The sequence below is a fragment of the Motilimonas sp. 1_MG-2023 genome (assembly GCF_030547455.1).
In the GTDB taxonomy this organism is placed as follows: Bacteria; Pseudomonadota; Gammaproteobacteria; order Enterobacterales; family CBDFNC01; genus Motilimonas.
This window is the reverse complement of the sequence record NZ_JAUOPX010000029.1, coordinates 1-26,121: the sequence shown is the minus strand read 5'-3', so window position 1 is coordinate 26,121 and position 26,121 is coordinate 1. Positions and strand designations below refer to the sequence as shown.

The following is a 26,121-nucleotide window of genomic DNA, read 5'->3' as shown; positions in this document are numbered from 1 at the left end:
TCGCTAATTTGTTTTTTCGTTTAAGAAATCTGCCGGTATCAACCGTTCCCTTCTTTCCCTTCTTTTTCATTTTAAATTACATAAAATCCCCTTAGCTATTTTTATTGCCTAGAAAAAGCGATTCAGTGATAAAATACATAAGCTTAGCCGCGTTTATATAAATTGATATGTGGCTAGATAGCCATCACAAATGGAGTTGATAAGTGGATTTTATACAGCAAATGATAGGCAGTATCGCCATTGAGTATATTGCCGTGACTTGTGGGTTTCTTAATGTTTATTTGATCATTAAACGGTCGCTGTGGAACTACCTGTTTGGTTTCATTATGGTGGTGCTTTACGCCAAAATTTTCTTTGATTATCAACTTTATAGTGATTCATTATTACAAGTATTTTTCTTTATCACGCAATGTTATGGCGTGTTTTATTGGCTGAAACATAAAGCCCCTGATGGCAAGGTTCAAGTGGCCTATCTAAATCATCGTCATTTTAGTCAGGGATTGTTGGCTACAAGTGCATTGTGGCTTATTTTAGCCGTGGTGATGCAACAATATACTGATGCAACACATCCATTTTGGGATGGTGCAATTGCGGCGTTGAGTGTCTCTGCGCAAATATTATTGATGCGCCGACATTTGCAATCATGGTATCTGTGGATTGCCGTTGACGTGTTAGCCATTGGACTGTTTATAGTGAAAGGTTTACTGCCCACAGCAGCGCTGTATGGCGTGTTTTTGATACTTGCTATCTTAGGTTTATTACAATGGCAGAGAGCATCACGTGACTAGAGGCTTATATCTTGGCAAGTTCATGCCTATTCATCATGGTCATCTGTGGGTGATTGACACCGCAGCTCAACTTGTGGATGAGCTCACCGTATTAGTATGCGCAGTTAGCCAAGAGCCAATTGATGGCCGTTTACGTAGCCACTGGGTGAGAAGCAGTGTTAGCGAGAACATTCAGGTGCGTGAACTTTTTGATGATTCATTACCTCAACAGCCTGAGGACGACCCCGACTTTTGGCCAAAATGGCGTGATGCGCTTAGCCCATTTGGCCCTTTTGACTATGTTTTTGGTGGGGAAGATTACGTGGTGCAACTTGCTTACGAAATTGGCGCTGTTGCGGTGCCACTTGGCCGCAGTAGCGTTAACATTTCAGCTACTATGATCAGAAATGCCCCCCATGAACATTGGCGTTATATACCCACCGCCGTGCGGGCTCATTTTCAGCGTCGTGTTACGTTTTTAGGGCCTGAGAGCACGGGCAAGTCGACTTTGTCAGCGCGGTTGGCACAGCGGCTTGATCCTAGTGGTCAATTGAGCAATCTGATGACGGAATATGGTCGTATTTATGATGCTTCCCTCAAGCAAGGACAGAACTGGACGCGGCAAGATTTTCGTAGCTTAACACACACTCACATTGCAATGCGTAATGCGCTTGCTAAGCACGCTGGGCCTTATCTGATAGAAGACACCGATCTGATCCAAACCATGGCTTGGCAGCAATTGTTAATGGGAGAGGTGGATAGTCAGGACTACCCGTTACAGGATTTCGCTGATTTATACTTATTATTATCGCCTGATGTACCTTGGATTGACGATGGTACTCGTTATGGCGAATCATTTCGCATTGACATGTTTGAGTTTTTAAAAACGCAACTAGAATGTTTAGGCTTGCGATTTGTCGTGATTGATGGCAATGACTGGAATAGGCGAGAGCAGTTGGTGAAAGATGCGGTAGAAAAGCTACTTAACCTGAGCTCTGGATAAGCAAACGAGTATATTTCTCCTTGTATGTTGAGCAAGTTGATTGGCTTTTTTGTGGCTCAGGGAATGTGTGATGTTCGCTGAGCAAGCTCAGCCCCTACAAAAAAGCGCCTAACGAGTTAACTCGCTAGGCGCTTTTTAATCAGATTTAAAATCTAATATTAAGCTTGAGCAGCTTCGATGATAGCGGTGAAATCAGCCACTTTTAAAGAAGCGCCGCCTACTAGGCCGCCATCGATGTCTGGTTGTGCAAATAGCTCAGCTGCAGTCGCTGGGCCAACAGAGCCGCCGTAAAGAATTTGTACTTTAGCCGCTACGTTAGCATCTTGCGCTGCTAGCCATTGACGGATGTGCGCGTGAACTTCTTGAGCTTGCTCTTTAGAAGCTACTTTACCTGTACCGATAGCCCATACTGGCTCGTACGCGATTACCGAGTTTTCAAGAGCTGCCACGCCGTGCGCTGCGATAACTGCTGCTAGTTGCGTTTCAACTACTGAGTTAGTTTTATCAGCTTCACGCTCTTCAAGGGTTTCACCAATACAAAGTACAGGTACTAGGCCGTTGTCTTGGATCACTTTGAATTTAGCAGCAACTACTTCGTCAGTTTCAGCGTGTAGCGTACGACGCTCACTGTGGCCAACAAGGCTGTATTTCGCGCCGAATGATTTTACCATTACCGCTGATGTTTCACCAGTGAATGCGCCCGCTACGTTTAGGTCACAGTTTTGTGCGCCAAATTCAATTGCGCCGTCTTTAGTAAGCGCTTCAGTTTGGCCTATGAAAATGGCAGGAGGACATACTGCTACTTCTACGCCTGTTGCTTTAGCAACAGGGCCAGCTAGACCGTTTAGTAACTCAGCAACTGATTCTTTAGTGCCGTTTAGTTTCCAGTTACCCATAACTAGAGGTGTTCTCATGTCCATTTCTCCAATGATTATCAAATGAATAGTAAATTATTTTCCAAATCTGCCGCCGATTATAAAAAGGCCGTTGGCTTATAAGTAGTGATTTGAACAAATAAATGTGTAATTAATTTTCATAAATACAATAAATGTGACCCAGATCACTCTTTATTTGATGTTTTGTCGTAATTCTGACCACCAAATGCCTAAATACTCATGCACAGCCATCTCGGAGCGCTCTAAATAGTAGGCACTTGGGATCATCCTATTGCTTGGCTCGGGTAATGTTGAGTTGCGCTGCTTGTAATAGGCGGGTGCGGCAATAGGCTGTGAGTTTTGCTGGGCAAACAGTTTCATGGCGCGGGGCATGTGGCTTGCTGACGTGACCAGTGCCGCTTGTTTATCTTTGATTAATCGCGCCATTTCTTTGGCTTCATCGGGAGTGTCGCGAGTGTAGTCTAAACGCTTAATCTGCGCCTCGGGTACGCCAAAACTGAGTGCTAAGGTTGCCATTAACTCAGCATGGGTTTTGCTATCGCCAAAATTCGAGCCGGAGACAACAATGGTTGCTTGTGGGTTAGCCTGCCAAATGCGAAACGCTTCGGCAAAGCGCGAGATGGCAGTGCCAGACAGCTGGCCAGTAATGGCTAAATCAGGATCGGCAAGGCCACCGTGGCCTAACACTAAAATGGTGTCAACTTTTTGCTCAATGTTAAAGGCTGGATATTGGCGTTCTAGGCTGGCAATAAGATAGCCACTGACAGGCTCAGATGAAAATGCTAATAACGTTATCAAACCCAAGCAGAGGACAAATTTACCAAAGCGTTGTTTGCTGGTCATTATCAACAGTAATAAACCAAAGGTAAGCAGAATAAGTGAAAATGGCAGGGGTTTAAGCAATCCGCCTAACCACTTTTTGAGTAAAAACACAGCAATATCTCCGTTTGCGAAATTGCGCAAATATTACCAGTTTTATGCAGCGCCGGCTTGTGCCAAAATAGCGGCCTTATTTAATCTGCTTAATATAGCTTTATTTCGCGGTTAAAAGGTAACAAAGGCCTTATTTATAGCAGGCTTTCGACTTTATCTTTTTGATTCTTAGCAATTATACAGATATTACTGCGTTCCCCAAGTTTACTTGAGTCGCGCGGTATAGATTGAACTCGTTTGGTAAATTTGGGAACACGATGACCAAAAAATACACGCTAGCAGCACAAAAGAACTTACCTGAGCTCGTTGGTTGGGTAAAGCAAGAGGCGTTTTGCTTAAATCTGTCTTCTGACCGACTAGCCTTTTTGATTGCCGTATCTGTGGTAGCAGAGCAAGAGTTAGGGGCTGAATTAACGGAAGCACAGCTTCATGATGCGTTTCGTTTGGTGAGCGACATTTTTGGCCAAGTGGATGAAACTCAGACCGAGCGTGCTAACAACGCGGTGAATGAATTTTGTCGCCAACAATTATTTAATCGCTTTGGCGCAGATACCATGGACACCGCAAGCCTGTATCGATTAACGCCCTTAGCGCTGGGCATTGTTAACTTTTATGCCCAGCAAAAAACCTATTCCAATGTTAAATTGTCTATTCTACTCACCCAAGTTGCGGCTGAAATTACCAAAGTATATGACGCGGCTAAGCAGGGCGGTGATGAACAATATTGGGATGAGTCGGTTTACAGTGTACTGAAATACTCAGTGGAAGATATTTTTGAGCGCATCGATTTAACCCAGCGCGCCATGGACAGCCAACAACAAGCAGCGAAAGATAACATTGCCCAGTTACTGCACCAAAACTGGAGCCAAGCTATTAGCGCCTGTGAGCAGCTATTAGCCGAAACCAGCAGTCATTTACGTGAATTGCAAGATACACTCACCTCAGCGGGCGATAAGCTGCAGTCGGGTTTGCTTAATATTCAAGAAACCGTGCACGGCAATGAAGACTACGAACACATTGAAGTGTTAGTGTTTAACTTACAAGCCCGCTTAGATGGCATCATTGCTTGGGGTCAACAGTCTATCGATTTATGGACCCGCTACGATCGACATGTGCATAAGTTTATTCGCACCGCCATCGACATGGACAAAAACCGCGCCTTTAGTCAACGTTTACGCGAGTCGGTACAAAATTTCAGTCAACATAACTGGCATTTAGTGATAGCCGAAGAAGACCGTATTCTTGAGCTGCGCGATGAAACCTTGAGTTTCCGCGATGAAACCATCACCGGTGAAGTGCCACAAGAAATGGAATACCAAGAGCTGGTGGATATTCAAAATGAAGTGGCTGGGCGAGTAGAAGCCTATTTGGCGCAGTTTAAAGACAATCAACAGCCCCTTGAATTAGCCATGGTGTTACGGGATTTCTTGGCCGATTACCCCAGTGTGCAGCATTTTGATATTGCCCGCCTAGTCATTGATGAAGCCTGTAAACTGGGCTTATCGAGTGCGGAAGTGAAATTTACCGGGGCACAGGCGCCATGGCGACCCATTAACACCACTGGGGCTAAAATTCAGGCGCATCATATTGATACCTATGACACTGATGGCCAATAGCATTGAGTTTTTACTTAACAACTTTTTTATTTTTTGCTTTTTGCCAGTAAAGGCAGGAGTTAGTGACAGATGCAAATAACCGATCTAAACGACAGCACAGAACAATATATTTCCCAGGATCTGGCCCGCGCGGTAGCCAATCCTTTATTTCCGCAAATTGATGCGCAGTTGCGCAGTGGCCGGCATATCTGTAGTGATGATTTTCAGGCCCATTCATACCTAGCCGATGCTTATGAAGCGTTAGAGTTCTTCTATCGCCGTTATCAAGTGGAATTAATTAAAGCCCCTGAAGGGTTTTTCTATTTAAGGCCCAAATCTAACGCCTTGTTAGGTCGCAGCGTATTGTCTGAGCTTGATATGTTAGTGGGCAAAGTGCTGTGTTATTTATATTTAAGCCCAGAGCGTTTAGCCAATGAAGGGGTATTTACCTTAACGGAATTATTAGAAGAGCTAGCTAACCTCGCAGATGAAACGCAGTTATTACGCATGGTGAACCAGCGCAGTGGCGGCTCAGATTTAGATAAGCAAAAGTTAAAAGAGAAAGTAAAAGGTTGTCTGCGCCGTTTTCGCCGTTTAGGCATGGTTACGTTAATTGGCGGAGTGGATAAATTCACCCTAAACGAAGCAATCTTTCGTTTTGGCGCCGATGTGCGCACCGACGAAGACCCACGTGAAGTGCAAATGCGCTTAATTCGTGAAGGAGAAGCGATAGTGCATGACGACGACATGCCAACGGATGAAAAACTGCAACAATCCGATGATGCAGACAGTGATAACGAAGAACAATTAGGGTTAGAGGTATAATCATGGCAAATCGCGGCAAGTTTTTATCATTAACCATGGTTAATTGGAACGGCTTTTTTGCCAGAACCTTTGAGTTAGATCAGCTGGTGACGACGTTATCAGGCGGTAACGGCGCAGGTAAATCCACCACCATGGCGGCGTTTATTACGGCGATGATCCCAGACCAAACCTTACTGCATTTTCGTAACACCACCGAAGCAGGCAGCTCTAATGCCTCACGGGATAAAGGCTTATACGGTAAGTTAAAATCAGGCCCTTGTTACAGCATGCTACAGGTGCGTAACTCTCACGACCAAGTGATTTGGCTCGGCGTGCATTTAGAACAAATAGCAGGGCGTGATAAAAAAGTGAACATTACGCCGTTTGCGTTAATGGACTTACCTGAAGAGATTAAACCGACCGAATTATTACTCGAAACCTTAGCCTCTGGCCAAGCTCGGGTGAGGCAATTTAGCGAGCTGCGCGCCGCAGCCGCAGAGATTGGCGGTGCTCGTGTCACTAAATATAATTCGATTAACGAATATCATAACTTTTTGTTTGATATGGGCGTTATTCCGAAAAAAATGCGTGACCAAAAAGATCGCAGTAAGTTTTATCGTTTAATTGAAGCCTCATTATACGGCGGTATTTCCAGCACCATTACCCGTTCATTGCGCGATTATTTATTGCCTGAAAACAGCGGCATTCGCAAAGCCTTTCAAGACATGGAAGCGGCGATCAAAGAAAACCGTCACACCTTAGAGCGCATTAAACAAACTCAAAGTGATCGCGATTTATTTAAGAACCTGATCACCGAAACCACCCATTACGTGGCGGCGGAATATGTTCGTTTAGGCAGTCAGCGCCAAGCATTCTCTGATGAAGCGCTCAGCCATCGCGCCAAATTACAAGACACGCAGCGTTTGCTCAAAGAAGAGCAAGGCCGGATTATTTATTTGCAACACGAGCTGGAAAACCTGACTAACCGCGAAAGCATGTTAGAAAAAGAACTAGAGCATGCCAGCGACATGTTACAAAAAGTCATCCAAGCGGTGGCGCTACAAAGCAAAATTAGCCAATACCAAGCTGAAATCGATATCACCCTAGCGCAGCTTGAAGAACAACAGGAAAAACTCGAACAAGCCAATATTCTGTTTATTGAAACTGAAGCCAGTAAACAAGCGGCGGAAGCTGAGGTTGACTCACTGAAAACCCAATTAAGTGACTATCAACAAGCGCTGGATATTCAGCAAACCCGTGCCATTCAATACAAGCAAGCGGTGGCGGCGCTAGAGCAAGCGAAATTAAGCTGCGATACGCCTGATTTAATGCCGGAATTAGCAGCAGACAAACTGGCTTTGTTTAAAGGGCAAGAAGAAGAGTTAACTCATCAAGTCTTAGAGGCTAAGCATCGCCTAGAAATGGCTAATGCGGCGCTGGAAAAATTTGAACAAGCCTTGGGCTATTTAACGCAAATAGAGCCAAGTGTCGATCGTAAACAAGCCTTCACCCAAGCCAAATTGCAGCTGCAACGCCAGCAAGAATATGTCGGCGTGACTAATCGTAAAACTGAAATTGAGCGCAGCTTACAAGATGCCTTGCGCCAGCAAAAACAGCAAGATCAAGTTACGCAATGGGTAGCCGATTATGCCAGTCAAACTTCGGTAAATCTTGAGCAAGAACAGCAAGTGGCCGAGCAACAAGCCCATTGGTTGTTAGAGCAAGAAACCCAGCAAGCACAGCAAGCTGAATTAGCCGATATGCTGTCCACCAACAAAGAAAAATTAGCCTCGTTAACGGCAAGTAATCAGCGCCTAACGCAGTTTGCGCCAAAATGGCTGGTGGCTCAGGCGGAAAAACAAAAACTTGAGCAATCTTCAGAGCAAAGCCTTGAAGATGCCGGCAGCGTCAGCGCTGTGATGCAGCAAACCTTGCAGCAAGAACAAACACTGAAACAGCGTAAAGAGCAGTTACAACAGCAAAAGAGCGAGCTTGAACAGCAAATTCGTCGTTTGCAAAATGCTGGCGGGGAAACAGACGAAACCTTAGGCAGCATTGCCCTTGATTTGGGCGGCGTATTACTCAGTGATGTTTATGATGATATCCCGCTGGAAGATGCGCCTTATTACTCTGCGCTATACGGCCCCGCGCGTTATGGTGTGGTGGTACGTGATTTAGAAGCGGCAATTGAAAAGCTGAAAAATGTCGCAAACTGCCCAGAAGACTTATACCTGATCCAAGGCGATCCCGATGCGTTTGATGAAGAGCTATTTAACGCCACTGATTTAGGTGAAGCGGTATTGGTACGTGAAGGTGCTAGGCAGCTTCGTTATTCACCTCATCCAAAAACGCCACTGTTTGGCCGCGCAGCGCGTGAAGCGCGGATTGCAGAGCTTGAAAAAGCCCGTGATAGCTTGATTGAAGAATTTGGCAGCGTGTCGTTTGAGCAGCAAAAGAAACTGCGTTTATACAATCAATTTAATGACTTTATCGCAACGCATCTGGCCGTCGTATTTGAAGCAGATCCGCAAGCGCAATTAGAAGCGAATAAGCAAGAAATTCGCGCGTTAGAGCAGCAAAACCAAAGTGCGCAGCAGCAACAAACACAATTACTGCAAACCCTCAAGAACATTAAAGCTCAGCTGCAACTGTTGGATAAAATCCAGCCACTGGCTTATTTGATTGGTGATGATACCGTAACGGCTCGATTGGAAAATGCGCAAGAGATGGCCGAGCAACTGCGTCAGGCCGTGCAATTTTTAACTCAGCATAAGAGTGCATTGGCTGGCTTAGCCGCTCATGTGGACTACCTGCAATACGATCCACAAGACATTGAAGTGCTAAAAGCCACACTGGAACAAGTGGATGCACAGTTAGCGGCGAAAAAACGCCAGTGTTATCACTTAGAGCAATTACATGCCCGTTTGGCTCATTTCTCGTATCACGATGCGCAAGCATTATTGGATCAAACCAGTCAAATTAACGATGAGCTAAAAGCCAAACTCGTGTTGGCAGAGAAAACGCGCCAGCAAGCCCAAGCGCAAGAAAAGCAATGTCGCGAGCGTTTAAATCAAGAGCAACAAACGCAGGTGGCGTTGTCTGCAAGCCTGAAAGCTAAACAACAAACCTTGCAAGAAAATCACAGCGAATTAGCGGCCCTAGGCGTGGTGCTGAGTCACGACAGTGAAGCCAAAGCAAAAGCCAATAAAGAGCAAGTACAACAAGACTTAATTGAAACCCGCAATAAACGCAACAGCAGCGGCGCGCATTTAAAAGTTACTGAAAAAGAAGTGTCGACCTTAACCGCTAGCGAAAAGTCGGTGAAGAAAGGTTATCACCAAGCACGCGCCGCCTTAGTTAAGCAAAAATCCGGCTGGAGCCTAGTTAAAACCTTAGCGCAGCAAAATGACGTGGCACGCCGTCTTGATCGCGCTGAGCTGAAATACCTAGATAGCGATGAACTGAAATCCATGTCGGATAAGGCATTAGGGACGTTGAGAATGTCGGTGGCTCATGATGAAGAGCTACGCGACGCACTGCGTTACTCAGAAGATAGTCGCCAGCCTGAGCGTAAGGTAATGTTTTATGTGTCGGTCTATCAGCACCTGAAACAGCGTATTCGTCATGACATTATTCGCAGTGACGACCCCGTTGAAGCGATTGAAGAAATGGAAATTGAGCTAGCGCGCTTAACCGATGAGTTGAAGCAGCGTGAATCTCACTTGTCGATTTCGGCTCATGAAGTGGCCAGCAAGATCAATAACACCATTCGCCGTGAGCAAAATCGCATTCGCGCCCTAAACCAAGGGCTGCAAAGTGTGGCATTTGGTCAGGTAGCGGGCGTACGTTTAAATGTATCGTTACGAGAGGCCTACTCAACGCTACTTAACGCGTTAGCCGAGCAGGGCGCGCAGCATCAAGATTTGTTTGGTAACAATGAACTGAGTTTCTCGGAAGCGATGGCGAAACTGTTCCAACGCTTAAATCCGCACATAGATCAAGGTGAGCGCAGCCATCAGGTATTAGGTGAAGCTTTATTGGATTACCGTAACTACCTTGAAATGCAAATTGAAGTTTGCCGCGGCACTGAAGGCTGGCTTCGCGCAGAAAGTGGCGCGTTATCAACGGGTGAAGCGATAGGTACTGGACAAGCCATCTTGTTGATGGTGCTGCATTCGTGGGAAGAAGAGTCACGCCGTTTCCGCGCCCGTGATGTGCTACCTTGTCGCTTATTGTTCTTAGATGAAGCTGCGCGTTTAGATGCTCGCTCTATCTCTACCTTATTTGAGCTGTGTGAGCGTCAAAACATGCAGTTGATTATCGCCGCGCCGGAGAATATCAGCCCCGAAAATGGCACCACCTATAAGCTTATTCGTAAAACCCACGGTAACAATGAGCACGTACATGTGGTTGGCTTACGTGGTTTTGGTTATGGCAAAACGGAAACGGAATCCAACTTAGAAAGCAGTATTCCAGAGCTGATTTAAGCTAAATACTGGAACCAATATGTATATTGAACGGCCTGTTGCAAAACAGGCCTTTTTTACATTTACCCACTACAAAGCCATGATGCTTGTTAACTTATAGATTAGCCAAATCCCTCAATGGGTTTGCAAAAAAAATTAACGATTTTCTAAGCGATTATAATCGAGAAGTCCGCCTGAAATGGGTTGCTCTTTCATTACTTGGTTTAATACCCGATCACTTATAGCCCAAAATACTGGGCTGGAGCGCCGCACGCCGTATTGGTCAAGCAGTTGGCTGTAATCTTGGTCTGACTTTATTCCTTGTAATGTCCTGACAAACTGTGGGATTTGGCTTGCTTGAATATGCAAAAACACATTTGGGTAGTCACCAATAAGCCCTCGAACAACCGTCAGGTTATCTTCGCCAGGTAAGCGATTATTGCTATCTCTAAGCAAGCTGGACATGTTGCTGTAAGCTGCATTTTTAATCAGGGTATAGAGTCGCTGTTGCTTGCCATCTTGTACCAATAACACCGATACCTCGGCTAACTGATTGACAGCAGTGCTTGGCAGTTCAAATAGTGTGGCAAGGTTTGCCCATTCACTGGCGCTAACATCCACTTGCTGTAAGTCGTAGTTATTTTTTAACACAGGGCCGAGCTTTGCTTTTAGCATGCTAAACAACTCAAGTTTATGCTGGTTAGTTTGGTAGGTAACATCACTTGGGTAATGAAACTGACTTTGCTCGGCCTTAAGGTATTTTTGAATATTATCACTGGTATTGCGGTACCAGTGATCGCGCTCTGATATACGTGAGTCCGGTGGCAATAAAGCGAGAAAGTTGAACTCGCTTTCCATGCGTAAGAAATCCATATAAAGGCGAGTATTCAGTTGATGACCAACATTACCGTAGACATCAAACCCAGCGACAAGTAAATAATGAATACGCTCTAGTATCGGGTAGTCGATTAACCAAGCTGTTTTTGGCGCTTGCCCGACTAAGCCTTTCACAACAGATGCATTGTCAAAATGTCTGAATACAGTTAGGGCAGCGTTAGTGTTTGTTTCTTCTCCGTCCCAAACCAAATCTAAATCGAGTTTTTCGCCATTCTCAAAGGCTTGTGCAAGAGCACCTTGTTTCGCTTTAAGGTAGCGTTTTTGCGCTTTTGAATAGGTGAACCAGCTACTGAGCACCGTTGAATTACTGGCTGACTCAGCAGGGATCCGTAAATGGTCTTTTTGTTGCGCTAAAAACTGGGCTAACCCTTCGCTGTTTTCCCAGCTCCCTTCAGAGAAAAACACCCAAAAATGGTCGTTGATGACATTTAACGCCATTTGACCTCGGCAAACAGGGCCTTTAATAAATGCCATTATGGTGTTCTGTGCTTCCAAGAGCATAAAGCGATAACGCGCTGCTACTGGTAGAGCTTCAAAAGCTATAAATGGGTTGGCAGCAACACTTGGTTCATAACTTGGAAGAGCCGTGACTTGATAGTCGACGCGATAAAACAATTGATTTAGCTGATCCATACGCTGTTCATTAAGAGCGTAAGGCATATGGGTTTTAGCTAATATGGTCTCGCGCTCGCGTTGAAAACGGTAATAGACCCGCTCGACCTTGGGGTCATCATAAGGCCGTAGAGTAATAATCCGTTCAATTGGCTGACCGGGTGGTGTTTTTGAGCGCACTAGAGTAAAAAATTCAGGACTATTTGCGGTATCGGCTAATGCTGAAAAGTAGAGGTGAGAAAGATAAAGGTGTTCAAATATATAACGCGCAACAAGTTGTGATTTAAGGGAAGGGCGGTTAAGCCAGCGCTCCCATAGATCTATCTCTTGTAGTATAGGGTTGGCTAAGGGCGGTTTTGCAGCCATTTTGGCGCCATTTTTAATCCAAGTTGTTAGTTGGTGCTGTTCATCGACAGCAATGGCTGGTAAACCATAAGGCATTCCTGCCAGTGGGTTATTGCTAGCAAAGTCTTGGTAGGTTTCGATGGTGCTGCACTGTTGGTTGCGATCTAATGAAAAATCAAACGCGTCAGCATGAGCGCGAGTATCAACTAAAGGGTGTTTTTGTTTTAGTAGCAGAGCCTGATAAATCAAACTGGCGGCCACATTGGCTTGCTCGGTTTGTTCCCTTTCATTTAATACCGGAGAAAAGCCTTTTTTACGCCATTGCTCGGTGGTGGCAGCGTCCTCATACAAGCGTGTCGGCGTAGCGGCAAATAAACGCGTGCCACTAAATACTTTATCTTTAGAGCTGCCTCGTTCAATGGCTTCCGGCGAGGTGAGCTTTAACTGGCAGGGCGCATCGTAGCAACCATGGCAAACCACGCAGCGCTGATCCAAAATTGGTCGCACTGTTTGGTGATAAAATATTGCGTCGCTACTTTGTTGGTTGACCATACGATCGCGCACCAATGCTGGGCCATAGAGATCTGCAAAATGGGTATTTGAAAAACTTGAACAGCCAGTTAGTAACGCGAAAAGGCTAAGTATTGCCATGTGTTTAAACATTATATTCTCATCATTTCTGTAATCCTTACGCAGATGAATTCTTGCAGTTAAGGCCAGTAAATGAAAGCGTAATATGCTGTACTTCAAGTTTAAACTTGTTTAGCTTGTTGAATTATTTTGATATAAATATGACAACTGAGCTGTTGCCAACGTATTGGTGGCAAACAATGGTAGATTGGGAGTGTTTATGGGACAGCAGTTTACTGAGCTACAAGACAAACATAGTGACTTTATTGCCCAACAGCAGATGTTTTTTGTCGGCACCGCTGCCGAGCAAGGTCGGGTTAATGTTTCACCAAAAGGCGCTGACTCATTTCGGGTGGTGAATAAAAATCAAGTTATTTGGCTTAACCTGACTGGCAGTGGTAATGAAACGTCGGCTCATGTGCAAATTAACCCAAGAATGACAATCATGTTTTGTGCTTTTGCAGGCGCACCAATTATTTTACGCCTTTATGGTCAGGCTCAGGTGCTACATCGAAATGACCCATTATGGCAGTCTTATATATCATTGTTCCCCGCCAGTATTGCTGCGCGCCAATTGTATTTGTTAGATATCGATTTAGTGCAATCATCTTGCGGCATGTCGGTACCTTTGTTTGATTTTAAGCAACAGCGAACGGCGTTAGCCGACTGGTCTGAGAAACAAGGAGAACAAGGTATCGAGGCGTACTGGTTGAAAAAGAATCAGCAAAGTATTGATGGCTTTGACACCAATATTGCTAACTTGGCTGGATTAGCCCACAAACAATAACGATTTAAGGAAGTATTATGATCAAACTATTAAATAAAGAAACGAATGTGTTACTAGGCGAACTGACAGAGTCACAACTACAATTTTTAATTGATCAATTAGAAGAAGAGGACAGTGCCGATCAAGATTATTGGATCAGTCCTGCGCAATTAGAACTATTTAAAGACGAAGGCGCAGACCATGCGCTTTTGGTTTTATTAGAAACGGCTATCGCAGGAACTGATGGCGTAGAAGTTATTTGGCAAAAGGCTTAACTCTTCAAATAAATCAATGGGTTTTTTACCCATTGATTTATTCTGTATTTTTTTACCAATCTATTTTCCCCATCGCAGCTTAAAATACCCCTTTAAATTACAAAAATATCACCAATCAACAGTACTGGTTAATATTAAAAAATTCCCCCTGTTTATTTTAAATAATTGTGAACGAGTGTCTAAAAAAGTTCATATTCAGACGGCATAGTAACTGTGATTTTACTTCAATCTCGGTGAAACAAACTGCACAACGCTACTAGTTTAGCGTTATATAAGCAGGTGTTTATTGTTGGGAGAGTAATTATTTTTACTATATAAAGGACTAAAAAAGTATGTCGTTTAATTTTAAACATGGGCTTGTTGCCAGTGCATTAATGCTTGCGTTAACTGGTTGTAACAGTAGTGATGATAAGACAGCAGTAAAAACACCTGAGGCAGAAGTGCCGGTAGTGGTCGCACCCAATACGTGTGATGGTGTGCCGTGTACCAAATTTACTATTCTTCATACCAATGATAATCATGGACGTTTTTGGCATAACTCTGACGGTGAATACGGTATGGCCGCAAGAAAGGCGCTGGTTGATCGTTTACGCAGCGAAATTGAAGCCAACGGCAGTAAAGCACTATTACTCTCGGGTGGTGACATCAATACAGGTGTTCCGGAGTCAGATTTACAAGACGCGGAACCAGATTTTGTCGGTATGAATGCGATTGGTTATGATGCCATGGCGGTAGGTAACCACGAGTTTGATAATCCATTAAGTGTCTTAGACACACAGCGCGCATTAGCTAACTTTCCTATGTTAGCGGCTAATATTTATAAAGCCGACGGTACACGCTATTTTGAACCATACCAAGTATTTGCAGTGAACGGATTAAAAGTGGCGGTGATTGGCCTGACCACGAAAGATACTGCTAAAATTGGTAACCCTGAATTTATCAGTGAATTAACTTTTACTGATCCACAAACAGAAATAGCAAAAGTGATTGCTGAAATTAAAGCGGCCAAGGCAGCAGATCTTATCTTTGCAGCAACGCACATGGGTCACTACGCAAATGCTCAGTATGGCAGTAATGCGCCAGGTGATGTGGCGTTGGCGCGCTCGTTAGATGAAGGTTTATTAAACGGTATTATTGGTGGTCACTCGCAAAACCCTGTTTGCATGGAGCCTGGCTCAGATGACTACGCGGATTATAAACCTGGCGGTGCTTGCGCCCCTGATCAACAAAAAGGCGCTTATATCATGCAAGCCCACGAATGGGGTAAGTATGTGGGCCGTGCTGACTTTGAATACATTGCTGGTAAGTTAAAGCTTGCAAGTTATGAACTGATCCCAGTTAACCTTAAGAAAACCCTGACTGATGCTAACGGTGAAGATCGGCGCGATGAAAATGGCGATAAAATCAAAGTTTATATTGGTGAAGAAATTGTGCCTGATGCCGAGCTAAAGCAGACGCTGCAGGCATACCAAGATAAAGGCCAAGGTAAACTAAGTGAGGTAATTGCAACAACAGATGCATTGTTGGACGGAGAGCGTGCGAACGTACGTTACCAACAAACTAATTTAGGCCGCTTAATTGCTAAAGCTCAGGCCGAAAAAGTGAATGCTGATTTTGGTGTGATGAACTCAGGTGGTGTTCGTGCTTCAATTGCTGAAGGTAATGTTACCTACCGTGATGTACTTACCGTGCAACCGTTTGGCAACACCGTCACTTACAGTAGCATGACGGGGGCTGAAATTAGCGATTACCTCGGTACGGTAATGTCTTTACAGCGTGGCTCGGGTGCCTATGCGCAAGTTGTAGGCGTGAAAATGGCTGTAGACTGTACGGCAAAGACGGTCGATATTAGTGAGATTAATGGTAAAGCATTCAGTGCTGCTGATACTTATAGTTTTAGTGTACCAAGTTACAACGCAGCGGGTGGCGATGGCTACCCAACATTAAATCCAGTACAAAGTGGTTATGTAGATGCTGAAGTACTTTATTCTTACTTCAAAAACAAAGGCTCAGTGGTTGCTTCTGATTATGCACCAACGGGCGATATTGTTTATCTTAACTCAAACAGTACGCTGGGCTGTGAAGTGACGCAATAATATTTGAGCAAATTAGTTCAAATTTACAACGAAAAAGGTGAAGCTGTGCTTCACCTTTTTTATTCTCAATACTGTCTTGTCAATTGTTTGAATTTATTAGATATTATTCATAGGGTTCAATAGGTAAGAAATAATATGATAACAAGTCTAGGCACCCAGAGGCTGATATTAAGGCAGTGGCAAGATGAAGATTATGCGCCTTTTGCGCAAATGAGTGCTGATGAAAATGTAATGCGCTATTTTCCCAATATCCTAACACGTGCTGACAGTGACGCCTTGGCGGATAAAGCGAAAGGACTCATTGCCGATAACGGTTGGGGGTTTTGGGCTGTTGAATTAAAAGAAACGGGCGAATTCATTGGTTTTATTGGCTTACATTGTCAAGAGGATGCCATTCCCAATACGCCCTTTATTGAAGTGGGTTGGCGCTTAGCAAAGCAACACTGGGGTAAAGGGTATGCGCCAGAAGGTGCGCAAGCCGCGTTAGCATTTGCGTTTGAACAGCTTGAGCAACCCGCTATTTATGCTTTTACAACCTTAACAAATTTACCCTCACAGCGGGTAATGACTAAATTGGGAATGATTAATATAGAGCAAAATTTTTTGCACCCAAAATTAGCACCTGAGCATCCATTAGCGCCACATTGTCTCTATCGCATCACCAAACAACAATTCAACAAGCAGCAATCACAGGCCGTATGACACCATTGAAACCAACGGATGAACAATTACCCAATAAACACGGCGGTAACAACAAAGTTATCTTACAACACAGCCGTGTGTACCGGGAAACGGGCAGCTGGACACCTGCGGTCCATCAGTTTTTAGCCTATTTAGCTGAGCAACAATTTACTGGCGTACCTGAATGTTTAGGCATGACACCTGATGGTCGTGAGATTTTGACTTTAGTGGCTGGAGAGATATGTGATGGGCACCTAGCTGGGCCGTTTGCTTCTTGTGATACCTTGCGCAGTGCAGCCAAGTTTTTACGCCAAATTCATGATTGCAGTGCAAATTGGCCAGAAAAAGAAAGTCATACAGGCTGGATGTTGCCGGTGCGAGAGCCTGTTGAAGTGATTTGTCATGGTGATTATGCACCTTACAACGTGGCTTTCGAAGATGAGCAAGTGGTCGGTTTATTTGATTTTGACACCGCTCACCCCGGGCCGAGAATCTGGGACTTAGCTTATGCCATCTATTGTTGGGCGCCTTTTAAAACTCACCCTGATGATGCAATAGGAACGCTTAATGAACAAATCAGCCGAGCGCGATTATTTTGCCAGGCTTATGGCTTAGCGCATCAGCAGCGTATAACGCTGGTCGATAATATGATTGAGCGTTTGACAGTGTTAGTGAACTTTATGCAAGTGCAAGCCGAGCAAGGCAATCTCGACTTTCAACAGCATATCGCTGCAGGCCATCATTTGGCATATCTAGAGGATATTGACTACCTGACGAGTAATCAAAGCCAAATCACTCAGGGATTAGGTAACGCGCGCACTGGATAGGTAAAATATGTTTATTTTCCCCTGATAGTCTTCAGCAAAACTGAGGCTATGTGATGATCTGTTGTATTTCACTGTATGAGTGTTTATCTAACATAGTTAAGCGAGTACGACACGATTTCGGCCTTCATGCTTGGCCTGATATAGGGCATGGTCCGCTCGCTTTAGCAGTGCTTGGTAACTTTTTTCATTACGGTAACCTGCTACGCCCATGCTAACGGTTAACGATTCAATGTGTTCAAACTTCAGTATCGAGATTTTCTTGCGCAGGCGCTCTGCTATTTGCAACAATTCAGACTCTATCGTGAGGGGACAGATAATTAAAAATTCTTCACCGCCCCAGCGAGCCACTAAATCAGACCCGCGAGCAAGGTAGCGTAATTGTTTGGCAAACTCGATAAGGATCTCATCACCAATTTGATGGCCATGGCTGTCATTGATACTTTTAAATAAATCTATGTCAATTAAGATCACCCCAAAATCATATTGATTACGTTGCGCCAATGAAAATTCATGACTTAAGGTTTCATTAATTTTTTTCCTATTCCAGAGACCGGTAAGCTCATCGGTATTGGCGAGCAAGGCAAGCTCATCATTTTTTTTCGCCAGTAATTGGTTCATTTGGTTTACCTGCTCTAGAGCAAGGGCAGTTTTATGCTTTTCTTTGCGTAAAGAATAATTCCACAGCAGCACGGCAATAATGATACTTAATAAGCCTAAACTTATTTTTATGACGCCTTGGTAATGGTTTTTTATCTCGTATTGAGTCGTGACCCATTTATTATAAATTTGTTGGTTTTCTTTTTTATCCATTAAATTAATGGCTTTTTGAAATAGGCTTGTCAGTTCGGGTAAACCAGCTCGAACTGCCACACTCAGTTTCATTTCATATGGAATGACATCCACCTCCTTTAAATTGAAATTTGGTTGAGTAAGCATTATATGTCGGGCAATAACGGCAGAGCCAATGTAAGCGTCCGCCTGCTTTGTATTGACGGATTCCAAAGCTTGCTGCGAATTGTCTGTACCAATAACTTGTATGTTAGGGTAATGCTTACGGATGAACTCAACCAACTGGGTACCGTGAACCATGGCGACTTTTTTATTTGCTAAAGAATTAATGTCGTCGATGCTCTGATTTTCTTGTTGTGTGATGATATTGATTGGACTGGTTATAATGGGAGCTGTGTAGTCAATAGCATGGTGATTACGACTAGGTTGCATCGCAAGGGCTGCTATATCACATTGACCCTTGGTTAAAGCCTGGATAGTTTCTTGCCAAGAACGGGTAGAGTAGATGTTTGTTTTCAAGCCTAGACGATGAGTAAGTATGGCTAAATAGTCTTTACTCATTCCGCCATGTTTGCCTTTATCCATTGATTCGAAGGGCATTGTATTTGGTGTGACACAGACAGTAATGCGTTGTTGCTGTTTTAAAAATTGTGCTTCTTTGGGGCTAAATGGGATGGTATTTATATCGCCGTAGCGGTCGCTGCCAAATCCGCCTAACCAGCGATTACGCAGCACTAGCATTTCATTAGCGGTAACACTGGCTAAGCCTTTATTGATAATGCTGACTAGCTCAGGTTTATCATTGCGTAGGCCGAAGGCGAGTTCAAAGGGCTTCTTGCCAAGCACAAAGCCAAGCTCTATTAATTTTTCTAAACCAACTAGTTGTGCCACATATGCATATGACTCATCTAACACAGTGAAATCAGCTTGACCAGAGACGACCGCTTTAATCATGTCATGAATACTATCAACATAAACAGGGGTCATCTTCATGCCAGTTTCCTTTGCCATACGTTCAAAGGTGAGGTTACCTTTTTGCAGAGCAATGCGTTTATTGTCGAGGTCATCAATATTGCGGATATTAAGAGGATTATGTTTTTGCACCAGCACAACTGAATATAACTTGGTATAAGGTTGAGAGAAGTTCAAATAGGTTTTGCGCTCATCGCCTGGGCTTGCGGTACTAATGCCGTCAAACTCTCGGCGTTTTGCGCGTGTTTGCATCTCTTCCCAGTTGCCTAATGCAAGATTGATTTTTAATCCCGTTCGCTCGCTAATGAGTTCGAGCAAATCGGCGTCAAAACCACTTACACTGCCATCGGCATTCAATATGGTGAAAGGTTCAAACGAGTCACCACTTGCTAAGGTGATAGTAGGGTTGCTTTGAATAAAAGCCTGCTCTTGGGCACTAAGCTCAACTGTTGAATGGGTAACTTCATGACCATAACTTAATTTTGAAAAGCAACAGATGACGAATAATAAGGTAAGCTGACGATATAATTTATTGAACGTAATCATCCGTTGATCTCAATTCTTCTTTAAATACTAAAACTGGGGATGGCGAGTATTATCCATTATGCAATTTATATAACCAATATGCATAATTGTTATTATACCGGATGCAATATTTTGGCGTTATGTTACAGGGTTTTACTGGAAGGAAAAATGCTTAAATCGAAAAAGGTTTTCATAATTGGGTTACCGCGCACCGCGACAACCAGTGTTTGTTTGGCAACATTAAAAATGGGATTTACAACTGCTCACACAGCTTATACTCGCAGCGCCTTTGAGCAAGCCCAAGTGTTAGCCGACACGCCGATATTTGCCGATTATGCAGAGCTAGATATACTTTATCCTGATGCTAAATTTGTTTATTTAACACGGGAGCTAAAAGATTGGATCCCTTCAATACGACAATTATTATTACGCATGTTTACTAATTTAATGCGTGAAGATGGCGGGTTTAATCCTATTTTAAAGCGCTGTTATAAAAGGGTATTTTCACCGTTGACCTTAGAAAACATCCATGACGATAACTTTTTGGCACTTTGCTATGCGCGTCATCTTGCGCAAGTGAAAGCCCACTTTAGTAATCGAGCCGAAGCTTTACTGGTTATTGATGTTGCCGAGCCGCAAAGTTACCGATCTTTATATGATTTTTTAGCGCCGCCGAGAGCCCTTGATGTTAACGATGGATTTGAGCGTATCAATATGGCGGGCAAAGTAACGGCATGGAAGCAAATAAAGCACCCGTTGAAAGTTGAATCAACCCAAGGAGGGAAGGTTGAAACGTTGCACTACTAGCAGGTAGAATCCCCCCATTTTGCAGAGCCAACATTATGTTTGAATTAAAATACCATACGCCCTTTGCATGGACCGAAGCCGTGTTAGCTGATTTTGACGCGTTTTTACAAGATCACGCAGGGGCGGAAAAAAAGGCTGCAGGCATGGCGATGGCGATGTTATCTCATTATCCCGACCGCCAAACATTAGTACGCGCCATGGCGGATTTGGCGATTGAAGAAATGATCCATTTCAAGCAAGTGGTTAAGTTATTACAAGCGCGCGGCGTGAACTTAGCCAAAGACGAAAAAGACCCCTACATCAAACAAGTGAGATCGTTATTTCGTAACGGCAGTAATGAATTTTTCATGGATCGTTTGATTGTGGCGGGGGTAATAGAGGCGCGCGGTCACGAACGTTTTGACTTAGTGGCTCAAGCCTTACCTGAGGGTAAAGAAAAAGATTTTTATGTCACCATTGCCAAATCAGAAGAAAAGCACAAAAACTTATTTATTGAACTGGCGTATGAATATTTTGATAAGGCTGAAGTGGACGAACGCTTAGAGCAAATACTGGTTGCTGAAGGTGAAATTTGCAGCAAGCTCGCGTTTAGAGCGGCATTGCATTAGGGCTGTATTAAAAACTTGAACAAGAAGTGCGTGACGCACTTCTTATACATGGTTCATTTACAAGCCGTTTTGATATTGCTGGTAAGTCGACTCAGGCACTAGGCTCGCTAAAACCTGACTGGCCTCAGATTGACCACTAAGCAAGGCTTCAAATTGTTTGATCAATGTAATTTTGTCCGGCGACTGCCTATCACCTGCACCAATATCCGTTAGATCAATCATAAAGCCATCAAACAAATCACTAAGATCATCAATAATCTCGGTATTTAAAAACTGATCTTGGTTATAAATACTTGGGTATCCCGCTTTTTGCTTATCGATAGCAAATGAATCCCCTTTCAGGTTTTTAATGCTGGTGGATTTATCACATGACAGCATACAGCCATTATCAATGCGCGGCTTTTCACAGCCCACACTTTGCTGGAAAAAGCACTGACGGCTCGCCATTAGCAAAATCGGGTGATAAATACTGTAGAGCATTTTGAAATTCTTCGGTCTTGCGATGTGACGAATTTGCTGCTTGCTGATTTCGTTAGAAATAAACGCGCCGCGACAATCGAAATTTTGTTGCAGTGACAACAACACATACGAGTTGGTGGTATTGAGCAGCGGCCCTGCGATCCAATTAATGCCAAGGCGCTGGGCGTGATAAGCAATGCCGGTGTTGTTGGTGACAATTAACGACGGCTTAACTTGTTCTAAAATATTCAACGCTACGTCAAAGTCTTTGCCAATTAACACCGCGGGAAACCACGGGATCAGCCTTGGATTTTCTAGAAAGAAGTCTACGTATTTAGTACAGCCACGTTTGTATGCATCGGGCAGCTTAAAGTAAATATCACCATCGGTCACGTTTGCTAGCGCGGCATCGGCGGGGTCACAAATCAGCATCGAAAGTGACGGCGCTTGCCCGCTGGGCTTAGGGTGATGTTCAAGTTTCGGCAGGGTTACTTCGGGTACTGTTGCAATGCCTTCATTTAAGTAAGCCAACAGGTCGTTCTTAAGCTGGGTAACCTCACGATATGGAATGCTTAAGCCGTCGGTTAACGCAGCCGTATCAAGAGCCACTAATTCATAGTTTGCGTTGGCAATGTTTTTAAAACGCTTTTCGATTGCTTCTTGATCGACGCTTAACTTTTCACTTGGCTGCATAGGGCTTTGTGAAGTCAATACAGTGGTTTTAGTTGCATTGTCGGCATTGATTAAATGGTCATTTTGCGCTGTGGTCACGGTTAAGGTTAACGGCTGGCCTTGTTCGCTGGCAAACTGCAGGGTGAGCTTGATTTTATCGATGCTCAAGTGGGCGATTTTTTCATCAACGCTGGCATTTATTTGTTGTTTGTCGGCATGGAGTTGCTGCTTGGCATCAAAAATCTGCACCACTGAAATGGCGTCGCCTTGGCTGACTTTGAATTTTTCCACCGCATGCTGTTTTGAATGATCCCGTGGGTTATCAATAAACATTGACTGATTTAAATCACCCCGTAAAAAGGCATTGGTAAAATCACGATTAAATACTTTATATAGCCGTTCGCCATCTTGGGTGAGCTCGCCCGTTTCAATATAACCATCAATTTGTTTACGAAAGCTGTCGATCACCGTGTGAACGTAGTTAGCCCCTTTAATGCGTCCTTCCACTTTAAACGAATACACGCCAGCATTGATCAACGCGGGTAAATCAAAAAATGCCGAGTTGTCTTTGATGTTGAGTGGGAAGTTGTTGCCTGACTCGGTGGTTTCATATTCCTCGCGACAGGCTTGGCTACAACGCCCGCGGTTACCCGAGTTACCGGCACTGGCCGAGGTGGAATAACACAGGCCAGAAAACGCGATACACAGCGAGCCATGGACAAACACTTCTAGTAGGGTATCGTGCTGCTGGCCGACTTTAGCCAGTGCGGTGATTTCGCGTAAGTTTAGCTCGCGTGATAAGTTAACGCGGCTGGCGCCAAGCTGTTTCAGAAAGGGAATTTGCCCGGCATTATGGGTGGTCAGCTGGGTAGATGCGTGAATATCCAGCGTCGGGAAGTATTCACGCAGTACATACAATAAGCCGATGTCTTGCACTATCACGCCGTCAAGGGTCGTATTCACTAAGCGGTTGAGTAATTTAACCAAGCTTTTAAATTCGTGCTCTAAAATCACGATGTTGAGAGTTAAGAAGATCTGGCAATCATATTGATGGGCAAGTCTGATGGCGCCAACGAGTTCATCGAACGAAATATTGGCCGCGCGATTACGCGCATTAAAACTGTCTAATCCGCAATAAACGGCGTCAGCACCCGCAATAATTGCGGCTTTAATGGCGTCAATATCACCGCCGGGGGCTAATAATTCAATCTTTGGCTTCATCACTTCACAAGGTCTCGGTTAACATTAAAGGGCGAATGTTACCCGTATCTGGTGCCAATGAATATCTTTGCGGGGCATTTATCCTTGTTGTCTTCATGTAAAGGCGATGTTAATAGCCATGGAAATGAAAATATGACTAATAAAAACAAACCATTGCCCGTGATCTACTCACTGCGCAATTGCCCCTTTGCCATGCGCGCCAGAATGGCCATATATCAAGCAAAATTGCCGGTACTGCTGCGTGATATCGTATTAAAGGATAAACCTGCTGAAATGTTAGCTGCTTCGCCTAAGGGCACGGTGCCGGTATTAGTTACCCGTGATGGCATGGTGATAGAAGAAAGCCTGGAAGTGATGTTGTGGGCGTTAAGTGAGCAAGACCCAGCAGATTTATTAATGAGTGGTGACGCCGCGCACTTAGATGAAATGCGCACTTTAATTTATCAGTTTGACAGTGAATTTAAGCCGTGTCTTGAGCAATACCGAGCGGCCAAGCGCTACCATGAGCCAACCTTAGACAAGTGTCGTAGCGCTTGTGAAAGCTACATCGCACAGTTAGAGGTGCGTTTATCGCAGCATCGCTATTTAATGAGTGAGCGTGAAAGCCTTGCCGACCTTGCCATATTACCGTTTATTCGCCAATTTGCGCGGGTAGAGCGCCAATGGTATTTGCAGTCTCCGTATCCGAAACTACGCGAGTGGCTAAACTTGTATTTACAAAGCAAAATGTTCAGTAAAGTAATGGCCAAACATGAGCTTTGGCAGGTGAACCAGCAAGAGGTGTTGCTGGTGGAATAATAGAGTTTTCGACAATAACAGCGCAGTGGTACAACTATTTTGAAAAAACGCCACCCGCCGCATAACCATACTATCTAGCCAGTTTCTATGAGCTGGTGCAGTCATGTTTGATTTTTATCAATCCGCTCAGAATTTAGCATTTCAGTTCAATTTCCAGTTTTAACTGAACCGACAGTAGACTTGCTTGTCGCAAATTAGCACACAAGATTTGGCAATTGTTGTGGTGGCTTGGTATAAATTTGCCTAGTTATTTAGGCGGGAGTCCCAGCTTATCCGGCCATAAACCCATAAAAAGGTGTTGGTAAATTTCATCATCTTAATCTTAAGTAGATGCAAAAATACGCAAGCATCAAACACAACATAGCGAGAGTCGTTTATGTCAGAAGCATATGGACATTTATACCTAAAATCAAACAGCATCAATATCGAGAAGTTAGCGCCAATCAGTGGCGAGCGCTTCGATGAAAAGTTTTTATTATCTGTGGCTGATGATCTAACCGAAGTGGCTTTAGCAGCACATTTTGTTGGTGCTGATGAACCTTTGGATAAGCTAAGGTATTGCTATTCTGAACCGTTAACTGACGAGAAAGATTGCGGTTTTTTTTACATTCATACGCAAGGTGATAACTGGATTAATCTTCTAGAAGCTATCGCAAGCAGTGATGTTGATTTAGAGATCTTCGGTTACATCGACCATGAATATGGATTTTACAAATTCTATTCACTGAGCAACAAATCCCGCGTCATCAAAACCCTAGTAACAGATACTAATGAGGATCTGGAACTGGCGGCGACAAACGTCAAAAACAGTCTGCGTGAAGCCATTCCCGACGACTATTTAAACGTACTCGACAATCTGTTTCTTGACGAGCTATTTAGCTCTTTCGTTGTCAACAACGATGCCGAAGTCGCTACAGCCCCTTGGTGGATCCCGACATCGGATGAAGATTACTTCATTGAAGTAGATGGAATTAAGTATATCAATTACGACATGTTCTACGGTGAAAACTACCAACGAGAATATCTGCTTAAAGCCAAAGCATTAGGTGCGTCGATTCAGGTTATTAATGGGCCAGCTAGTGACTTTGTTGGAAGCAGCTATAGCACAAATCCCATTATGCAGGCGATTACTTCCTTTGATGACGACTTGGCTCACCGACATCAGGTGGTAAAAGATGTATTGGAGGTATACGCCAAAGACATCGATCTGAACCAAGTTTATGCCGGATACGGCAGTTGGTTAGGTACACCATTAGTCAAGGCCATCGATAGAGGTTACTTTAACATTGTGGCCATGCTGTTAAATGCCGGAGCCGATCCCGCACAAACAGAATACTATGGGCTCTTCGAGAGCGTCCCTATTGTTCTCGCAGAACGAGAAGCCAATGTCTGGGCTGAACATGTCGCATCTGGTGCCATTTCCAGCAATGAATTTGTCGATAAAACAAAAGTCTACGAGATCCTAAAGGCGGCACTTGAACAGGCAACTTAATTAAACCGCGATGCTATTTAGTTAATGCCACGGCGAGTTTGCAAAGTCGCAGGTAATCTCAATCCAAACAATTGAATTAAATGGCGTTATGACAAAATAAAAAATAATAGGACATCCAGTGCGCCGAGCTAAATCGGTAGAAGATTGGAGGTGAAAGCCCTCTGACTGGTAAGACCTAGCAAGTC

19 protein-coding genes are annotated in these 26,121 nt (G+C 44.0%); 14 read left to right on the top strand and 5 right to left on the bottom strand.

The window, feature by feature from the left end; genetic code table 11:
* The first annotated feature begins 203 nt into the window (after positions 1-203).
* Positions 204-788: a nicotinamide riboside transporter PnuC gene (gene pnuC / locus Q4519_RS14695; RefSeq protein WP_303513483.1), complete on the top strand. Its 585-nt coding sequence runs from the start codon at positions 204-206 to the stop codon at positions 786-788.
* Positions 781-1,770 carry an AAA family ATPase gene (locus Q4519_RS14690; RefSeq protein WP_303513482.1) on the top strand — a complete coding sequence of 330 codons (990 nt, stop codon included), beginning with the start codon at positions 781-783 and terminating at the stop codon, positions 1,768-1,770. Before pnuC ends, Q4519_RS14690 begins: the two co-directional genes overlap by 8 nt.
* Before the next feature lie 158 nt (positions 1,771-1,928).
* Here the strand turns inward: Q4519_RS14690 and tpiA are convergent, their stop codons facing one another.
* Together tpiA and elyC are read right to left on the bottom strand one after the other, a co-directional pair.
* Entirely contained in the window at positions 1,929-2,684 is a 756-nt protein-coding gene (gene tpiA, locus Q4519_RS14685) for a triose-phosphate isomerase (RefSeq protein ID WP_303513481.1), read from the bottom strand.
* Positions 2,685-2,837: 153 nt separating this feature from the next.
* Entirely contained in the window at positions 2,838-3,599 is a 762-nt protein-coding gene (elyC, locus tag Q4519_RS14680; protein ID WP_232799703.1) for an envelope biogenesis factor ElyC, read from the bottom strand.
* A 257-nt stretch (positions 3,600-3,856) separates the two neighbouring features.
* On the opposite strand from elyC, the gene mukF reads away from it, so the two are divergent.
* From mukF to mukB, 3 genes are all read left to right on the top strand, one after another.
* Positions 3,857-5,215 carry a chromosome partition protein MukF gene (mukF, locus tag Q4519_RS14675; RefSeq protein ID WP_232799702.1) on the top strand — a complete coding sequence of 453 codons (1,359 nt, stop codon included), beginning with the start codon at positions 3,857-3,859 and terminating at the stop codon, positions 5,213-5,215.
* 69 nt (positions 5,216-5,284) lie between these two features.
* Complete coding sequence (gene mukE / locus Q4519_RS14670; protein ID WP_232799701.1) at positions 5,285-6,019, top strand: chromosome partition protein MukE; 735 nt, start codon at positions 5,285-5,287, stop codon at positions 6,017-6,019.
* A gap of 2 nt (positions 6,020-6,021) precedes the next feature.
* Entirely contained in the window at positions 6,022-10,485 is a 4,464-nt protein-coding gene (gene mukB / locus Q4519_RS14665) for a chromosome partition protein MukB (protein WP_303513478.1), read from the top strand.
* Positions 10,486-10,620: 135 nt separating this feature from the next.
* On the opposite strand, the gene Q4519_RS14660 is transcribed toward mukB, so the two are convergent.
* Entirely contained in the window at positions 10,621-12,981 is a 2,361-nt protein-coding gene (locus Q4519_RS14660) for a fatty acid cis/trans isomerase (RefSeq protein ID WP_303513477.1), read from the bottom strand.
* Positions 12,982-13,168: 187 nt separating this feature from the next.
* On the opposite strand from Q4519_RS14660, the gene Q4519_RS14655 reads away from it, so the two are divergent.
* The 5 genes from Q4519_RS14655 to Q4519_RS14635 all read left to right on the top strand — a co-directional run bounded on the left by Q4519_RS14655 (position 13,169) and on the right by Q4519_RS14635 (position 17,593).
* Positions 13,169-13,735, top strand: a complete 567-nt coding sequence (locus tag Q4519_RS14655; protein ID WP_232799698.1) for a pyridoxamine 5'-phosphate oxidase family protein — start codon at positions 13,169-13,171, stop codon at positions 13,733-13,735.
* Positions 13,736-13,752: 17 nt separating this feature from the next.
* Positions 13,753-13,989, top strand: coding sequence for a hypothetical protein (locus tag Q4519_RS14650; protein ID WP_232799697.1), 237 nt, complete (start codon positions 13,753-13,755; stop codon positions 13,987-13,989).
* A 332-nt stretch (positions 13,990-14,321) separates the two neighbouring features.
* On the top strand, positions 14,322-16,085 hold the full coding sequence (ushA, locus tag Q4519_RS14645; RefSeq protein WP_303513474.1) for a bifunctional UDP-sugar hydrolase/5'-nucleotidase UshA: 1,764 nt from the start codon (positions 14,322-14,324) through the stop codon (positions 16,083-16,085).
* Between the two features lie 135 nt (positions 16,086-16,220).
* Positions 16,221-16,787 (top strand): GNAT family N-acetyltransferase, encoded by a 567-nt coding sequence (locus tag Q4519_RS14640; RefSeq protein WP_303513472.1) that lies wholly within the window; start codon positions 16,221-16,223, stop codon positions 16,785-16,787.
* Positions 16,784-17,593, top strand: a complete 810-nt coding sequence (locus tag Q4519_RS14635) for a phosphotransferase enzyme family protein (protein WP_303513470.1) — start codon at positions 16,784-16,786, stop codon at positions 17,591-17,593. Before Q4519_RS14640 ends, Q4519_RS14635 begins: the two co-directional genes overlap by 4 nt.
* Before the next feature lie 96 nt (positions 17,594-17,689).
* Here the strand turns inward: Q4519_RS14635 and Q4519_RS14630 are convergent, their stop codons facing one another.
* Positions 17,690-19,900, bottom strand: a complete 2,211-nt coding sequence (locus Q4519_RS14630) for a transporter substrate-binding domain-containing protein (protein WP_303513468.1) — start codon at positions 19,898-19,900, stop codon at positions 17,690-17,692.
* A 147-nt stretch (positions 19,901-20,047) separates the two neighbouring features.
* Between Q4519_RS14630 and Q4519_RS14625 the strand changes: the two genes are divergently transcribed.
* Complete coding sequence (locus tag Q4519_RS14625; RefSeq protein ID WP_303513466.1) at positions 20,048-20,686, top strand: sulfotransferase; 639 nt, start codon at positions 20,048-20,050, stop codon at positions 20,684-20,686.
* A 35-nt stretch (positions 20,687-20,721) separates the two neighbouring features.
* The gene (locus tag Q4519_RS14620) at positions 20,722-21,294 is read left to right on the top strand and encodes a tRNA-(ms[2]io[6]A)-hydroxylase (RefSeq protein WP_232799691.1); all 573 of its coding nucleotides are present in this window, start codon (positions 20,722-20,724) and stop codon (positions 21,292-21,294) included.
* Positions 21,295-21,351: 57 nt separating this feature from the next.
* Here Q4519_RS14620 and Q4519_RS14615 read toward each other — a convergent pair whose 3' ends face one another.
* The gene (locus Q4519_RS14615; RefSeq protein WP_303513462.1) at positions 21,352-23,646 is read right to left on the bottom strand and encodes a peptidase U32 family protein; all 2,295 of its coding nucleotides are present in this window, start codon (positions 23,644-23,646) and stop codon (positions 21,352-21,354) included.
* Positions 23,647-23,778: 132 nt separating this feature from the next.
* Between Q4519_RS14615 and Q4519_RS14610 the strand changes: the two genes are divergently transcribed.
* A complete protein-coding gene (locus Q4519_RS14610) occupies positions 23,779-24,444 on the top strand; it encodes a glutathione S-transferase (RefSeq protein ID WP_303513459.1) in 666 nt (221 codons plus the stop codon).
* 376 nt (positions 24,445-24,820) lie between these two features.
* Entirely contained in the window at positions 24,821-25,936 is a 1,116-nt protein-coding gene (locus tag Q4519_RS14605; protein ID WP_303513456.1) for a hypothetical protein, read from the top strand.
* Positions 25,937-26,121 lie beyond the last annotated feature (185 nt).

Coding starts and splice junctions, on each gene's coding strand:
- tpiA (WP_303513481.1), bottom strand. CDS start 2,684: ATGAGAACACCTCTAGTTATGGGTAACTGGAAACTAAACGGCACTAAA.
- mukF (WP_232799702.1), top strand. CDS start 3,857: ATGACCAAAAAATACACGCTAGCAGCACAAAAGAACTTACCTGAGCTC.
- mukE (WP_232799701.1), top strand. CDS start 5,285: ATGCAAATAACCGATCTAAACGACAGCACAGAACAATATATTTCCCAG.
- mukB (WP_303513478.1), top strand. CDS start 6,022: ATGGCAAATCGCGGCAAGTTTTTATCATTAACCATGGTTAATTGGAAC.
- Q4519_RS14660 (WP_303513477.1), bottom strand. CDS start 12,981: ATGTTTAAACACATGGCAATACTTAGCCTTTTCGCGTTACTAACTGGC.
- Q4519_RS14655 (WP_232799698.1), top strand. CDS start 13,169: ATGGGACAGCAGTTTACTGAGCTACAAGACAAACATAGTGACTTTATT.
- Q4519_RS14650 (WP_232799697.1), top strand. CDS start 13,753: ATGATCAAACTATTAAATAAAGAAACGAATGTGTTACTAGGCGAACTG.
- ushA (WP_303513474.1), top strand. CDS start 14,322: ATGTCGTTTAATTTTAAACATGGGCTTGTTGCCAGTGCATTAATGCTT.
- Q4519_RS14640 (WP_303513472.1), top strand. CDS start 16,221: ATGATAACAAGTCTAGGCACCCAGAGGCTGATATTAAGGCAGTGGCAA.
- Q4519_RS14635 (WP_303513470.1), top strand. CDS start 16,784: ATGACACCATTGAAACCAACGGATGAACAATTACCCAATAAACACGGC.
- Q4519_RS14630 (WP_303513468.1), bottom strand. CDS start 19,900: ATGATTACGTTCAATAAATTATATCGTCAGCTTACCTTATTATTCGTC.
- Q4519_RS14625 (WP_303513466.1), top strand. CDS start 20,048: ATGCTTAAATCGAAAAAGGTTTTCATAATTGGGTTACCGCGCACCGCG.
- Q4519_RS14620 (WP_232799691.1), top strand. CDS start 20,722: ATGTTTGAATTAAAATACCATACGCCCTTTGCATGGACCGAAGCCGTG.
- Q4519_RS14615 (WP_303513462.1), bottom strand. CDS start 23,646: ATGAAGCCAAAGATTGAATTATTAGCCCCCGGCGGTGATATTGACGCC.
- Q4519_RS14610 (WP_303513459.1), top strand. CDS start 23,779: ATGACTAATAAAAACAAACCATTGCCCGTGATCTACTCACTGCGCAAT.
- Q4519_RS14605 (WP_303513456.1), top strand. CDS start 24,821: ATGTCAGAAGCATATGGACATTTATACCTAAAATCAAACAGCATCAAT.